The organism is Streptomyces sp. NPDC050263 (assembly GCF_040655955.1).
Lineage (GTDB): Bacteria > Actinomycetota > Actinomycetes > Streptomycetales > Streptomycetaceae > Streptomyces.
The window spans coordinates 32120-47217 of sequence record NZ_JBFAKW010000072.1; the positions used below are offsets into that span (position 1 = coordinate 32120).

Sequence of the window (15098 nt, forward strand, 5' to 3'; positions counted from 1 at the left end):
AGTTAGCCTAACCTAAATTAGGGTTGCCTAACCAGGTCTCCGGCTACCCTCTCGCCACGCCCGCCACAGTCGTGCGTACCGGCCGCCCAGCGCGACCAACTCCTCGTGCGTTCCCTGCTCCACGACGCGCCCCGCGTCCAGCACGGCGATCCGGTCGGCCGCCATCGCCTGGGTCAGCCGGTGCGCCACGAACAACGTGGTCCGGCCCGCGCACGCGGCGAGCACCGCCCGCTCCAGCTCGGCCGCGCCCTCGCTGCCCGCCTCGGCGGTCGACTCGTCGAGCACCACCACCGGAGACCCGGCCAGCACCAGGCGGGCCAGGGCGATCTGGGCGACCTTGGTGCCGTCCAGGCGCTCGCCGCCCTCACCGACCATGGTGTCGAGGCCGTCGGGCAGCGCCTCGACCCATCCGTCGGCGCCGACCGTGCGCAGGGCGTCGGTCAACTCGGCGTCGGTCGCCTTCGGCGCGGCCAGCCGCAGGTCGTCGGCGAGCGGACCGGAGAAGACATGCGTCTCCTGGGTCAGGATGCTCACCAAGGCCCGCGCCCCGGCCTCGTCCAGTTCGGCGAGGTCGGTCGAGCCGACCCGCACCGACCCGGACTCCGGGGTCCCTATGCCCGCGATCAGCGCGGCCAGGGTCGTCTTGCCCGCGCCCGTCGCCCCCACCAGCGCGAGCGAACCGCCGGCCGGGATCGTCAGATCGACGTCCCGCAGGACCGGTTCGTCGGAGTCGGGGTAACGGAACGTCAGCCCCCGCACGTTCACCGGGTGGGGCCCGGAGTCCGCCGAGGCGACGGTCGTGTCGCCCACCAGCCGGTCCTCCGCGTCCTCCCCCAGCACTCCGACCAGTCGGGTCAGGCTCGCACCCGACTTCTGCGCCTCGTCGAAGGTGAACATGATGGCGCCCAGCGGGGTGAACAGCCGGTGGAACAGCAGCGGGGCCGCCGACACCTCGCCCAGGGTGGCGGCATCGGCCTCCAGCAGGACGTACCCGACCACCAGGATAAGAACCAGCCCGATGAACTCGGCGCGGTTCTCCCGGCCGACGAACCGGCCGAAGAACCGGAACACGTCGATGCCGAGATCGCGCACCCGCTTCGACTCGACGGTGACCTTCTCGCGGAAGGCGTCCTCCAGGCGGTAGGCGCGGACCGTGTCGATCCCGTTCAGTCCGCTGATCAGCGCCTGCGCCCGGTCGGCCTGGGCCACCCGCTGCTTGCGGTAGAGCGGAGCGGACCTGGGGAGGTACCAGCGCAGGGCGAACGCGTAGGCGGGCAGTGCGCCGGCCCCCGCCAGACCCAGTCGCCAGTCCAGGCCGAACATGCCGGCCGTGGCGATGACGACCAGGACCCCGGCGGAGAACACCGTGGGGATGGCGGTGCGGATGCCCTTGGAGATGACGGCCACATCGTCCCCGACCCGGGAGAGCACGTCTCCCCGGCCGACCTGTTCGATGCGCGCGCTCGGCATCCCGAGCACGGCCCGGACGGCGCCTTCGCGCAGCCGGGCGAGCAGATCCGCGCCCAGCCGCCCGATCAGACAGGTGGACAGGGCGGTGGCCGCCGCGCCGAACAGCGCGGCGGCCACCATCAACGCGCCGATCGTGACCAGGGTCGAGCGCGGCTCGCCGCCGACCACCGAGTCGACCACCTGGCCGAGCAGCAGCACCGGGAGCACCTGGAGCGCCGCGCCGGCCACCGTGGTGAGCACGGTGGCCGCCGTCAGCCCCGGCACTTCGCGGCAGTGCGCCACGACCCATCGGGTGGCCTCGCGTCCGGTCGCCGTGCGCAGGGTCGCCGGGGCGACGCGTGTGTCGGTGGTGCTCACACCTACTCTGCCGCCGACTTGACGAGCTCGTCGATCGCGTACGGCATGGACAGCAGGGTGCCCTGGGAGATGGCCGCGCCGATCGCCGGGCCCTCGCTGTCCAGCAGGTACGAGACCTTGCCGTTCTTCACGGCGCCGAGGTTGGCGAACAGCTTGTCCTTCTTCATGGCTTCCGTGTCCGCCTTGTCGTTGATGACGAAGATGCGGTCGACGTCGACGAGATCCATGCGCTCGGGGGAGAGCGCCACGGAGAAGCTGCCGTCCGCGATCTTGTCGATCTCGGTCTGGTACTTGAAGCCGATGCCCGTCAGCAGCTGTCCGCGCACGTCGGTGGAGGTGAACGGGTTCACCGCGTCCTTGTACCAGGACAGCGCGACGGCGGTCTGATCGGCGAACTCGGGGTGCGCGGCCTTGGCCGCGTCGAGCTGGGCCTGGATGGCCGCGATCATCTTCTTGCCCTCGGCGGCCTTGCCGACCGCCGTCGCGATCTGGAGCGCGTTGTCCTGCCACGGGGCGCTGAACGGCTCCTTCTCGGCCTTGGTGCGGCCGACCGTCGGAGCGATCTTGGAGAGCTTGTCGTAGGCGGCCTGGTCGATCTCGGAGTAGACCGCGATGATCAGGTCGGGCCGAAGCGCAGCGATCTTCTCGTAGTTGGGGCCGGAGTCGCCGTTGTTCATGATGACCTCGGGCTTGGCGTCACCCCACTTGTCCTTCACCCAAGGCCACTGCGTGTTGATGTCGGGGCTCTGGCCCGCCGGGTTCGGGTACTGGTCGACCATGCCGACCGGCTTGATGCCGAACGCCAGGACGGACTGGTCGTCCGTGTAGCCGACGGTGACGACCCGCTCGGGCGCCTTCTTCACCGTCGTGGTTCCGAATGCGTGCTCCACGGTGACCGGGAACGCGCCTCCCGCGGCCGCGGCCGGGGTGGTGTCGCTCGACGTGTCCTTGTCCGCCGAATCCGAGCCACATCCGGCCAGGAGCCCCAAGCCGAGCGTCGCGGCCGACAACACCGCCGCGAATCGCCGCCAGGGCTTCATGAGCGTCGTTCGATGGAGGAGCATCCGCAATCCCTTGCTCTCGCACTGTCCTGCCGCACCTTGTTCTAAGGGCAGGCAAACCTTATCCGTAAAAGTGAGGTTAGCCTAGCCTAACTACTGCTTTTTGCCTGGGAGGTTCCCCCGGACATGGGTGCGGCCGATCGGCACGATGAGCGGGCGGTCGCCCACCGGATCGTCGATCACCTCGGCGCGCAGCCCGAACGCCTCGTGCAGCAGCTCGGCGGTGATCACATCACGCGGGTGCCCCTGCGCCAGGATCGAACCCGCCCTCATCACAATGAGGTTGTCGCTGTAACGGGTGGCCAGATTCAGATCGTGCAGCACCATGACCACGGTGCAGCCCGACTCGTGCAGGTCGTCCACCAGGTCGAGCACATCGATCGCGTGCGCCAGGTCCAGATAGGTGGTCGGCTCGTCGAGCAGCAGCAGATCGGTGCCCTGGGCCAGGGTCATCGAGATCCAGACCCGTTGCCGCTGGCCGCCGGAGAGGGCGTCGACCGGCCGGTCGGCGAGGTCGGAGACGCCGGTCATGGCCAGCGCGCGCTCCACGACCGCGGCGTCGTCCGACGACCACTGCCGCAGCCAACTCTGGTGCGGATGACGGCCCCTGGCGACCAGGTCGGCCACCGTCAGCCCCTCCGGCGCGACCGGCGCCTGCGGCAGCAGGCCGAGTTTCTTCGCCACGTCCCGGGTCTTGAGCCGGACGATGTCCTCGCCGTCCAGCACGACCGTGCCCCGGGTCGGCTTGAGCAGCCGCGTCAGGGTCCGCAACAGGGTCGACTTGCCACAGCCGTTGGGGCCGATGATCGTGGTGATCACCCCGGGCGGGATCGCCACGTCGAGTTCGTCGATGACCGTCCGGCCGCCGTACCCGACCGTGACACCCCTGGCCGCCAGGCGCGAGACGTCCTGACCCGCGGACCCGGTCCCGGACGGGGCGTCGGTCGCGGACCGGTCATCGGTCCCGGACTCGGACTCGGTCTCGGTGATGTGCTGAGCGCCCACAAGCCCCCCTGATTTAGGTGTGCCTAACCTTTGTACCAGCTACTTGAGATTCGCCCGCACCAACAGGTAGACGAGGAAGGGGCCGCCGATCGCGGCGGTGACCACACCGACCGGCAGCGAGACCGGCAGAGCCGTGCGCGCGACGAGGTCCGAGCCGATCAGCAGCAGCGCCCCGACCAGCCCGGAGGCCGCCAACGGCGGTGTCGGGAACCGCGTCAGACGCATCGCCACCTGCGGCGCCACCAGCGCCACGAACGGGACCGGGCCCGCCGCGCTCACCGCCACGCTCGCCAGCAGCACCGCGCACAGCAGCAGGACCGCGCGCACCACCGAGTAGCGGACGCCCAGGCCCGCGGCGACCTCGTCGCCGAAGTGCATCGGCTTGAACTGGAACGCGACGCACGACACGACGACCAGCAGGACGAGCGAGCACCACAGCGCCACCCAGACCTCGTCCCACGACCGGTTGTCCAGCGAGCCGACCAGCCACGCCTGGGCCCGGGCCACATCGCGGATGTCCGCGGTGGCCAGCAGCCAGGTGATGATCGCCTCCATCACCGCGCTCACCGAGATGCCGATGAGGATGAGCCGGAAGCCGTCGATCCCGCGCCGCCACGCCAGGAAGTACACCAGCAGCCCCGTGCCGAGACCGCCCAGGAGCGCCGCCACGGACAGGCCCACCGAGTTCACGACCGCCGTGGCGGTCCCGCCCGACACCGTCACCAGGAACACCGCGACCGCGCCGGCGCCCCCGGTGATCCCCAGGATGTCCGGACTGGCCAGCGGATTGCGCGCGATGGACTGGGTGAGCGCCCCGGACACCCCCAGCGCGATGCCCACGACCAGCCCGGCCAGGGCGCGTGGCATCCGCAGGTCCATGATGACGAACTCGTCGACCGCCTCGCCGTGCCCGAAGATCGTGGCGATCACCTGGGGCAGGCCGATGGGGAAGTCCCCGACGCCGATGGACACGCAGAACACCAGGAAGGTCGCCGCCGCCAGCAGCAGCGTGACGAGCACCATCCAGGGCCGCCATACGAACGACACCTGGCCGAGCCGTACGCCCGGCGCCACCGACGGCTTCACGTCTGTCCCGTTCATCCCGGTCATGCGTTCTTGAACTTTCCGAGCCACACCAGGGCCGCGAAGAACGGGGCGCCGAGGAGGGCGACGACGACACCCGCGTCCAGCTCGCCCGGCCGCACCACCAAGCGGCCCACGATGTCGCAGACCAGCAGCACGATGGCGCCGAGCAGACCCGCGTAGGGCACCAGCCAGCGGTAGTCCGGCCCGGTGAGACGGCGGGCCACGTGGGCCACCATCAGCCCGAGGAAGGAGATGGGGCCACAGGCGGCCGTCGCCGCGCCCGCCAGCAGGGTGATGGCGACGATGCCGACGGTCCGGCTGCGCGCGATGTCGACGCCCAGTCCGCGCGCGACGTCGTCACCGAGGTTGAGCAGGTTGAGGGAGGGCAGCATGCCGAGGGCCAGCACCAGCCCGACCGCGATGAACGCGGTCACCGGCCAGATGACGTCGAACCCGACACCGGCCACGGAGCCCGCGTTCCAGAACCGCAGCGCGTTGAGCGCGGCCTGGTCCGAGAGCGCGATCGCCGTGGTCATCGCCGCGAGGAACACGGTGATGCCCTGACCGGCCAGGGCGAGCGTCAGCGGGTTGCCGGCCCCGCGGCCGATGCTCGCGAGACCGAACACGACGACACCGGCGACCGCCGCTCCCAGGAAGCCGAACCAGGCGTACTGGAAGGGGTCGGTGAACCCGAACAGGGCGATCGCCGACACCACCGCGAAGGACGCGCCGGCGTTCACCCCGAGCAGGCCCGTGTCGGCGATCGGGTTGCGGGTGTACCCCTGGATCAGCGCGCCGCCGACGCCGAGGGCGACGCCGGCCACGATCGCGAGCACCGTGCGGGGCACGCGCACGGTCTGCACGATGAGTCTGATCTCGGTGAGCCGCTGGTCGGATTCGGGCCCCGCGAACAACCCGTGCCACACCTCGGCGGGGGTCAAGGCGCGCGCACCGACGGCCAACGACGCCACTGCCACGATCGCGAGGACCGTCACCAGCGCGCCGAGCCCGACAACCCGCCCTCGACGGGCCTGTGTCGAGCCCCTCGGAGCGGGGCGCTCCACTGCAGTCATGCCCATGTCCACGTACGTTATCCCTATTGATCAACCGGGAGACATGGCCCGGGACACATCGAGAAACCGGAGCCGCTCGGTGCCCCGGGGGGGCGGAACCGGTCCTACGACCTGTCCGACCGATCACGCCGCAGACGCGGGGTGTGGCACGCGCCCCCCAAGAGGGGGTACCCCCAGCGGCGTTGTCGTCGGTTGCCGACTCCCCCACTCTCGGCCGCGCTCGAGCGAGGGGGGACCCCCGTCACCCCGCTCCCCGGTACTGCCGAGGCACCGCCGATCTCCTGCGACTCGATCGGCCGGACAGGCCCTAGCGGGCCGGGCTGCCGGTTCCGCCGGTGACCGAACGGGCCTCGTCGAAAGCGGACTTGAGGCCCCGGTCGAGGAGCGAGTCCAGAATCTCGCCGACCCTGATCGCCGTGTTGGAGAGCAGGGACGAGGTGATGCCGTGCGTGTGCTCCGTGCCGCCCTGGAGGTAGATGCCGCAGTGCAGATCGGGGTCGGTGGTGATGCGGTAGTCACGCTCGACCCGGACGTTGCCCTCGTCGTCACGCAGGCAGCGGTCCGCGACCTCGCCGAGGAGACCGACGGGGTCGGCCTGGCGGTAGCCGGTGGCGAACACCACGACGTCGGCGGCCAACGTGGTCTCCTCGCCGGTGACCAGGGACTTCACCGTGGCAAGGGCCTTGTCCGGGGTCTCCTCGACGCCGGTGAGCCGGGAGATGTTGATGAACCTCAGCCGCTCGGCGCCGAGCACTTTCTCCCGGTACATCTGCCGGTACAGATCGTCGATCAGGTCGATGTCCACCACGGAGTAGTTGGTGTTGCCGTGGTAGTCCATCAGCCTGCGTTTGACGTCGGCGGGCGCCGCGAAGTACTCGTCGACGGCCTCCGGATCGAAGATCCGGTTGGCGAAGCCGCTGTCGTCGGCGGGGCTGTAGCCGTAGCGGGAGAAGACCGCGCAGATCTCGGCCTCGGGGAAGCGACGGTGCAGGTAGGCGACGTTCTCGGCCGCGCTCTGCCCGGCTCCCACGACGATGAACCGCGAGGGCGAGGCGCCCTCCAAGCCGTCGACCTTCGCAAGCAGTTCGGAGTTGTGCCAGACGCGCTCGCCGCGCTCGACGCCCTCCGGCATGAGCGGACGCAGCCCGGTGCCGATGACGAGGTTGCGGGCGCGGTGGACCGCGAGCCCCTCCCCCGACCGGACCGTCACTTCCAGGTGGTCCACGGTTCCGTCACGGACGACAGGAGCGACGCCGACGACCTCGTGGCCGTAGGAGACCATGTCCTCGACCTTGGCGGCGGCCCACTCGAAGTAGTCGTGGAACTCCACGCGCAGCGGGAAGAGGCTCTTGTGGTTGATGAAGTCGATCAGGCGTCCCTTGCTCTGCAGGTAGCAGAGGAAGCTGAACTCACTGGCCGGGTTCCGGAGCGTCACCAGGTCCTTGAGGAAGGACACTTGCATGGTCGCGTCGTCGATCAGCATGCCTCGGTGCCAGCCGAAGCGCGGCTGCTGCTCGAAGAAGCGGGCGGTGACCGCCTCGTGCTCGTCGGCGCGTGCGTTGTGCTCGCTGATCGCGATCGCCATGGCCACATTGGACGGCCCGAAGCCGATGCCAATGAGGTCGTGGACCAGTGATGCGTCACCAGGCTGAACCTGTGACATGTCTCTCCCATCGTGCGGGGCAGACGCCTGTCAGGCGTGGGGAAAGTTCGCAGGGCGGGCATGCCGACGGAGCGGCACACCCTCAACTTAGGTGAGCCTAAGCTAATCTTGTGATGCTGTCGATAGGAGGGGTCGGGTGATCCATCACTCAACCGCGAGGCGAGGCACGCCCATTGAAAACTAAGGTAAGCCTTGCTTTACTTACCACCGGCCAGTCCCTGCCTCGAGGAGGAACCCCATGCGGGTCGTCATGTTCGGTTACCAGACCTGGGGGCACCGCACCCTGCAAGCCCTCCTGGACTCCGAGCACGACGTCGCACTGGTCGTGACACACCCCAAGAGCGATCACGCGTACGAGAAGATCTGGAGCGACTCGGTCGCCGACCTCGCCGAGGAACACGGCGTGCCGGTGCTGATCCGCAACCGCCCCGACGACGACGAGCTGTTCGAGCGCCTCAAGGAGGCCGACCCGGACATCATCGTGGCCAACAACTGGCGGACGTGGATCCCCCCGCGCATCTTCGACCTCCCGCGCCGCGGCACGCTCAACGTGCACGACTCGCTGCTGCCCAAGTACGCCGGCTTCTCCCCGCTGATCTGGGCGCTGATCAACGGCGAGCCCGAAGTGGGCGTCACCGCGCACATGATGAACGACGAGCTCGACGCCGGTGACATCGTCCGGCAGGACGCCGTGCGGGTCGGGCCGCGGGACACCGTCACCGACCTCTTCCACAAGACCTGCGACCTCATCGCCCCGGTCACCATCGGCGCGCTCGACCTCATCGCCACCGGGCAGACGGAGTTCACCAAGCAGGACCGGTCCCGGGCGAGCTTCTTCCACAAGCGCTCCATCGAGGACAGCCGCATCGACTGGACCTGGCCGGCCGAGGACCTCGAACGCCTGGTCCGCGCCCAGTCCGCGCCCTACCCGAGCGCCTTCACCTTCCACAAGGGCAAGCGGCTCGACGTCCTCGCCGCGATGGTCTCCGAGAACAACTACGGCGGCACGCCGGGCCGGATCTTCTACCGCGAGGGCGAGGGCGTGGTGATCGTCGCCGGCGCCGACGCCCGCACCGGCCGCAACCGCGGCCTGGCCATCACGCGCGTACGGACCGAGGAAGGCAAGGAGCTGACCGCGACGGAGTACTTCACGTCGATGGGCGGCTACCTCACCACCCGCCCCTGATCACCCCGCCCCCCTGACGCGCCGGCCCCGGTACGGTCCTGTGGGCCGGCCGGACACTGCCGCCGTGCGGACCTTCCCGTCTCCGCACGGCGGCAGAGTCGTCGGCGCCGCCGAGCGCGAGAGGTATTGACGCTCCCTGGGCGACTCCTGTCATCCGGAGTATGGGAACGCTCCCGCGCCCCGTCCACCCCCAGAAGTGACATGCACCTGCTAAAAGGATCGAGTCGGCCTCGGCTCTCGGCCTCGGCTCTGCTGGCCGCCGCCGTCATGGCGACGACCGGCACCGCCACCGCGACGCCCGCCGCCTCGCAGCCGACAACCGCTCCCGAGGCCGTCCGGGCCAGTGCCCTCGGCGCTCAAGCCGCCCGGTCCGGGCGGCACTTCGGGACCGCCCGGGCCGCCGGGAAGCTCGGCGACTCGACGTACTCGACCCTCCTGGACCGTGAGTTCAACATGGTCACCCCCGAGAACGAGATGAAGTGGGACACCATCGAGCGCTCCCGCGGCTCGTTCAACTTCGTCCCGGCCGACCAGATCGCCGACCGGGCCCCGGCGCGCGGCCAGCGCGTCCGCGGCCACACGCTGGTCCGGCACTCTCGGCCTGCTGACCCCGACCCCGACCTGCTGATCGCCCGGATGGGCGGCCGGCGGGACGGCGGGCTGATCGCCCACGCCTTCCCCCGGCCCGCGGCGGCGCCGGTCCGGGCGCTGCGCGCCCTGCCCACGCCGGTCTCCGCCGCGGTGCTGCGGAGACCGGCTTCCGGACAGCAGTCGGGCTCACTCGTCGTTCACCCAGCGCATGAGCCGCTGCAACGGATAGAAGAGGTGTGGAACTGGCGACCTCGCGTAATCGAGAGTCGCGTATTCCTTGGCCGGTGAGGGCTCGTGGTCACCATGAGTGACCGTGGGGAGCATAGCGACTCCAGGTTCCTCCGGCTTCTGGGGCGAGGCGGCGTTCAGGCCACTGGGCGGATCCGGCCACCGGTTGCCTGCCGCAACGCGGCTTCCAGCCGGTCGCGGGCCTCGGTCTGGGCAGCGATCCGTTCATTGAGGACCGCCAGCCGTTCCAGCGCGACCCGCAGGCCCTTGTCCGAGGGCGGTCCGGCGGCCACATCGCCGTCCAAGCACGGCAGGAACACCTGTACGTCGTCCAGAGTGAGCCCGGCGGCCAGCAGGCAGCGGATATTGCGGACCCGCACCACCGCCTGCTCGTCGTAGATGCGGTAGCCGTTGGGAGCCCGCTGCGAGGTGATCAGCTCGGCCTGCTCGTAGTGCCGCAGCGCACGGGCGGTTGTCCCGGTCGCCCTGGCCAGCTCACCGATCCGCACCCGTCCCACCTCCCGGGCCACTCCTATCACGCCACGACCGCTCCGCCGTCGACGGGGAGTACCACTCCGGTGACGAACGATGCGGCCGGTGCGGCAAGCTGGGTGATTGCCCAGGCCACCTCCTCGGGACGGCCGATCCGGGCCAGCGGGGTGTGCGCCAGCTGCCACTCCCGCACCGCTGCCATCCGCTCCGGAGTCAGACCCTGGTGCTCGCCGATGGGGGTGTCGATCGCGCCAGGGGCGACCGCCACCACCCGGATCCCGCGGGGTGCCAGCTCGACCGCCCAGCTGCGGGTCAGCAACTCCAAAGCGGTCTTGGTAGCCGCATAAACCGAACTGCCGGGCCAGGCCCGCTGCCCCACCGACGTACTGACATTGACGATCACCCCGCCCGACTTCTCCAGGAGCGGCAGCGCGGCCTGGGCCAGCAGGATGGGGGCGACGAGGTTGGTGGCAAGCTGAGTTGTGATCGTCTCTGGCGTCAGCGTGCCGAGGGCGCCGCTGCGCACGATGCCTGCGTTATTGACCAGAACGTCCAGCCTGCCGTGTGTCTCCAGCACGGCCCGGATGATCTGATCCGGCTCGCCCTCGGCGGTGATGTCGGCGGCCAGCGGCGTGATTCGGTCGTGCCTGGCCGCGGTCTCCTCGAGGGGCTCGGCCCGCCGCCCGATCGCGACCACGTGGGCGCCCTCGGCGGCGAAGGCGTGGGCGGTGGCCCGGCCGATCCCGGTGCCGGCTCCGGTGACGGCGACGATCCTGCTGCTCTGCGGTGCGGTGCTGTTCATGCCGGTCATCGTGCAACCCTGCCGCCAGCGGCAAGGTCAAGCAGCGTCTGACGGGCGGTAGTCACCGCCGGTGGTCACCGGGGGCATAGTGCCGCCAAGTTCCTCCGGCCTCTTCGGCGATCCGGGTGGTGTGGTCGTCGTTGTAGCCGAGCATCCTGGCGATCACCGGGGCGGGGGCCTGGAGGACGAGGTGGCGAATCGCGGCTGTGCGGCCTGGCCGGGTCGGGAAGCCAAGGTTGCGGAGCCGAGGTGCCAGAGCTTCTGGGGTCATGGGTTGTCCGGCCCGGCGTCCAGGGAAGAGCCATCGGGCTTCGGGGTTGGTCGCGGTCCTGGTGTTCGGCCGCTGTCCCAGGTAGTCGAGCAGCATTCTGTCGAACGGCGCGGGAACAGGCGACGATGGGTCGCCGAGCCGCACGAGGACGTTGCCGTCCTCGTGCTGGACGTCGTCGGTGCTGAGTCTGGAAATCCGCGTCAGGGGCTGCGCGTAAAGAAGGACAAGGACAGCGGCCACGCGGTCCTGGAGCGGGACGTCGTCGCGGTTGACGAGTTGTCGCAGTAGCGCAAGTCGCTGTTGCTGGGTGATCGGTGCGGGATTGTCTGTCGAGCGGTGCGGAAGGGTGACGGCGGCCATGTGTTGGGATCGCATGGCCCAGCGAAGGAAGGTGTGGGTGAGGCGTCGGGCGGTGTAGCCGCCTGCGTACCAGCCATCGATCTCGGTCTGTGTGCAGTCGGCGAGGGCCCGTCCGCCCTGAGCAAGGTAGTCGAGGAAGGTGATGGCAAGGTGGAACTCGTTGCGGGCCTGCTTGGTCTGGCTGCCGGTGAGCGGGCCGCGACCGGCCAGGGTGCGCAGACGGCGTTCGACGTGCCAGGCGGCGAAGAGTTCCAGAAGCTTGCTGTGCTCGGGATCGCTGACGGTTGACAGCTTCTCGGCAAGCCACCGCTGGAACAGCAGCAAGTGCCGGTCGGCCTGCGGCAGGACGCCGCACTGCACGAGGAGATCGCGCAGGTAGGCGACCGATCGCCAGGGCATGAGCTGGCTCAGCCCCTCGTGGGTAAGCGGGACTTGGCTGCGGGCCAGGGCCTGCAGATTGCGCTGAACATGAGGCAGTTTGGCCCAGGTGATCCCGCCCCAAGGGCGTCTCATCTGTCGGAGCATGTCGAACAGCGGAAGAAGTTCGGGCCGGATGCTGCCAGAGCCATCGTCGAGTAGTTCGTGGAGGTGCTCGGCCAAGACGCATCGCCCGCAGACTCCTCGGCGGTAGCGTCGCGCTTCCTGGCCGCACCGTTCGCAGGTGAAGTCACCGAGGCCACCGGCGCAGTCGGTGCAGAGCCTGCCGCCGTCGGCAGCGATCCCCGGGGTCAGCCGATCAACGCCGCAGCCGGCGCAAGCCCCGTAGGTTTCCAGGGCTTGGCCAAAGCAGCGACCGCAGAGGTAGCCCTCCGGCCAGTGGTTTGCCCCCACTCGCACCGCCCGTCGGCATCGTGCGCAGAACAGGTCCTTGGCGCGGACGCGGGTGCGGCTCATCCTTCGGGCCGGATGCGGGCGCGCTTGGGCCGGACAGCCGACAGGTCGACGACCGCGTCGCCGGTGGCGACCCTGCGGACGGCAGCGTTCTCCGCCCTGGTGGCGATCAGATCAGCCGGAGTACAGTCGAAAATGTCGCAGAGCGCGGCCAGTACCGGCAGGGACAGCCGCTCGGGAGTGCCGGTGACCAGGCGGTGGACCTGCGAGAGGGAGAGATTGATGCCGCGCTCGGCGAGGGGCGGGGCGAGCTCGCTGGTGGTGAACATCCCGGCGGCGGCCATCCGCTCGCGCAGCCGCCACTGATAGCTGACCTGGCGTTTCATCAGGCTCCCCTCGCGGGCTTGAGCGCGGCTTCGACCGTGGCGTCCAGGGCGCGACGCAGCGTGCGGGTGCGGAAGTCGGAGGACACGCAGGTATAGATGGCCGTGGTGGACGCGTGATCGTGGCCGGCCTGCTGCTGCACGAACAGTGCATCCCAGCCGTCCTCGATCAAGTGGGTGACATAGGACCTTCGCAGCGAGTGGAAATCCAGGACCGGATCCAGGCCGAGGTCGTCGCGGTAGGTGGCGAAGCGGGAGTCGAGCCGTTGCAGTCCGACCCGGCGGCCACGTTCGGACGGCCATAGCGCGGGCCCGTCCGCGTGTCGCATCGCGGGCCTCACCTCGCTGACCCACTGCTCGAGGATCTCGGCCGACCACTTCCACACGGTCAGCACGCTGCGGCGCTTCGGAGGTGAGCCCTTCTTCGCCTTGCCGTGCCGGACGTAGCAGACGCCGTACTCGCCGAACTCCACCCCCTCGGGGTTGCGTCCGAAGTCGGCCGTGTCCAACATCCGGGTCTCGTTACGTCGCAGCCCGTAGGCGTACGCAGTCTTGAACAGCATCGCGTCGCGGAACGCGGGAAGCCAGCCCTTCCGGCCACGGCCACGGACCCGGCTCACCTCGTCGTCGGCGTGGTCGAAGAACGCCTGCAACTCGTCCCGGGTGAATGCCCGTTTAGGGGCCTCGGCCTCACACTCCTGCATGTGTACAGCGGTGTTCCACTCGTGACACACCTGGATCGGATGGGTACCGAAGCGGCGCTCGCACTCGGCCGCCCAGCCGTAGGCCGGGTCGGTGGCGTAATCGCAGAACAGCCGCACTGCTACCTGGTAGCCGCGCAGGGTCGAGCGGACGCAGCCCCCGACCGCCCGAAGATCGCCGAACCAGTCGTCCGCCAGCGTCGAGGACCAACTCCACGGAAAGGCATCCGCGTGCGCGGCGAACGCCCGCACCTTCCGCTCTCGGCCGTTGATGGTCGATACCGCGAGGTTCCGCGCCAACTGCTGGTTCCGCCAGCCATCGAGCATTGCTTCGAAGACCTGCTCCTCGGGCCGCAACAGCGGTAACCCGTCAGCCAGATGCAGCCGCACGGCCCCTGGCGCCACCCCGTCCTTGCCCACCATTTCGTCACGCTCCGTTGGTCGCATTGAGCGCGAGAATCTCGCATCAGATGCGAGAGCCGGACGGGAACGGCAGGCCAGCCATCCGATCGAGTGAAGCGCAACGGCGCGGCCTCACCCTTCGGCTACCGTCTCAGCGGGCATGTGACAGGGGTGCTATCCGCTGATCAGCGACTTTTCCATGTCGACCCGGCCAACACAGCACAATGCGCATCCAGTTCGCGTCAGATGCGATTCGCGACGGTTCCGAGATACGCGGCAAAGGGGCAATGAGATGATCTTGAAGCCCTGATTGGCCCACCAACTCACTCGTCGGCGTTGCCGTCGGCTTCGGCGAGGAGGCGGTAGACAGTGGCGACCGAGGGTGTTCGCCCTTGTTCTTGCCCGAGGGGATGACGAGCTTGTTCGCGATCTGTGGGACGGGGACACCCTGGGCGCGCAGGGCGCGGGCGTAGTCGGCCATGTCGTTGTCGACGACCTTGGGGCGCCTGCCGTGACGGCCGCGCTCGCGGGCGGACGCCTGGCCTTCCAGAGACTTCTCCCGGATGTACTCGCGCTCGGACTCGGCCATGCCGGCGAAGAAGGCGAACAGGGCGGCGCCGTGACCGGACGGGTCACAGACCCCTTGGAGGGGGCCGGTGAGGAGTTCGAGCTCGATGTCGTGGTGGCGCAGGTCCTCGGCGATGGCCAGGAGCTCGGCGGCGCCGCGGCCCAGGCGTTTCATCTCGTGCACGGTGCAGATCACCCGCTGGTGGGGGACGGCCTCCTTGATGGTGCGGGCGAAGTCCATCGCCTTGACGAACTCGGGCCGCACCTTGATCCGGGTGCTGATCTTCTCGGAGAAGACCGGGTCGCACCCGGCCTCGGCGAGGGAGTCGAGCTGGCTCTGGAGCTCTTGCTGGGCGGTACTGCACCTCGCGTACCCCACTCTCGTGGGCTTCGTCGAGGCCTCCGGCACGGCGGCGTCGATGGCCGGGCCCCTCCCCTGCGCGGCCGGGGCCGCGGTTGGCGGGGGTCTTCACCTCTAGTGCCGCGGCAGGCAACGTTTGCCCGTCAAGGAGCGGCGTCCGGTGCGTGCTCTCGGTGTGCCGGCCGGAAGTCCTCGTACTGGACGTACT

The 15098-nt window shown here is 69.5% G+C and carries 13 protein-coding genes and 1 pseudogene; 2 read left to right on the forward strand and 12 right to left on the reverse strand.

What is annotated here, in order from left to right:
* Nucleotides 1-27: 27 nt before the first annotated feature.
* The 6 genes from AB0J04_RS28160 to AB0J04_RS28185 form a co-directional block, all read right to left on the reverse strand.
* Nucleotides 28-1827, reverse strand: coding sequence for an ABC transporter ATP-binding protein (locus AB0J04_RS28160; RefSeq protein WP_363171355.1), 1800 nt, complete (start codon nucleotides 1825-1827; stop codon nucleotides 28-30).
* Between the two features lie 2 nt (nucleotides 1828-1829).
* On the reverse strand, nucleotides 1830-2891 hold the full coding sequence (locus AB0J04_RS28165) for an iron-siderophore ABC transporter substrate-binding protein (protein ID WP_363171356.1): 1062 nt from the start codon (nucleotides 2889-2891) through the stop codon (nucleotides 1830-1832).
* Nucleotides 2892-2981: 90 nt separating this feature from the next.
* Entirely contained in the window at nucleotides 2982-3785 is an 804-nt protein-coding gene (locus AB0J04_RS28170; RefSeq protein ID WP_363171371.1) for an ABC transporter ATP-binding protein, read from the reverse strand.
* A 147-nt stretch (nucleotides 3786-3932) separates the two neighbouring features.
* Entirely contained in the window at nucleotides 3933-4994 is a 1062-nt protein-coding gene (locus AB0J04_RS28175; RefSeq protein WP_363171357.1) for an iron chelate uptake ABC transporter family permease subunit, read from the reverse strand.
* Between the two features lie 5 nt (nucleotides 4995-4999).
* On the reverse strand, nucleotides 5000-6058 hold the full coding sequence (locus AB0J04_RS28180; protein WP_363171358.1) for an iron ABC transporter permease: 1059 nt from the start codon (nucleotides 6056-6058) through the stop codon (nucleotides 5000-5002).
* A 301-nt stretch (nucleotides 6059-6359) separates the two neighbouring features.
* On the reverse strand, nucleotides 6360-7715 hold the full coding sequence (locus AB0J04_RS28185) for a lysine N(6)-hydroxylase/L-ornithine N(5)-oxygenase family protein (RefSeq protein WP_363171359.1): 1356 nt from the start codon (nucleotides 7713-7715) through the stop codon (nucleotides 6360-6362).
* 238 nt (nucleotides 7716-7953) lie between these two features.
* Between AB0J04_RS28185 and AB0J04_RS28190 the strand changes: the two genes are divergently transcribed.
* Both AB0J04_RS28190 and AB0J04_RS28195 read left to right on the forward strand, forming a co-directional pair.
* Nucleotides 7954-8901, forward strand: coding sequence for a methionyl-tRNA formyltransferase (locus tag AB0J04_RS28190; RefSeq protein ID WP_363171360.1), 948 nt, complete (start codon nucleotides 7954-7956; stop codon nucleotides 8899-8901).
* Between the two features lie 267 nt (nucleotides 8902-9168).
* Nucleotides 9169-9501, forward strand: a pseudogene (locus AB0J04_RS28195) (endo-1,4-beta-xylanase); the annotation flags it as partial.
* A gap of 356 nt (nucleotides 9502-9857) precedes the next feature.
* Here AB0J04_RS28195 and AB0J04_RS28200 read toward each other — a convergent pair.
* The 6 genes from AB0J04_RS28200 to AB0J04_RS28225 form a co-directional block, all read right to left on the reverse strand.
* A complete protein-coding gene (locus AB0J04_RS28200) occupies nucleotides 9858-10229 on the reverse strand; it encodes a MerR family transcriptional regulator (protein WP_363171361.1) in 372 nt (123 codons plus the stop codon).
* Between the two features lie 26 nt (nucleotides 10230-10255).
* Nucleotides 10256-11023, reverse strand: a complete 768-nt coding sequence (locus tag AB0J04_RS28205) for an SDR family oxidoreductase (RefSeq protein ID WP_363171362.1) — start codon at nucleotides 11021-11023, stop codon at nucleotides 10256-10258.
* 52 nt (nucleotides 11024-11075) lie between these two features.
* On the reverse strand, nucleotides 11076-12245 hold the full coding sequence (locus AB0J04_RS28210; RefSeq protein ID WP_363171363.1) for a hypothetical protein: 1170 nt from the start codon (nucleotides 12243-12245) through the stop codon (nucleotides 11076-11078).
* A gap of 290 nt (nucleotides 12246-12535) precedes the next feature.
* Nucleotides 12536-12862: a helix-turn-helix transcriptional regulator gene (locus AB0J04_RS28215; RefSeq protein WP_363171364.1), complete on the reverse strand. Its 327-nt coding sequence runs from the start codon at nucleotides 12860-12862 to the stop codon at nucleotides 12536-12538.
* Nucleotides 12862-13983 (reverse strand): site-specific integrase, encoded by a 1122-nt coding sequence (locus AB0J04_RS28220; RefSeq protein ID WP_363171365.1) that lies wholly within the window; start codon nucleotides 13981-13983, stop codon nucleotides 12862-12864. Before AB0J04_RS28220 ends, AB0J04_RS28215 begins: the two co-directional genes overlap by 1 nt.
* A gap of 130 nt (nucleotides 13984-14113) precedes the next feature.
* Nucleotides 14114-14908, reverse strand: a complete 795-nt coding sequence (locus AB0J04_RS28225; protein WP_363171366.1) for a recombinase family protein — start codon at nucleotides 14906-14908, stop codon at nucleotides 14114-14116.
* Nucleotides 14909-15098 lie beyond the last annotated feature (190 nt).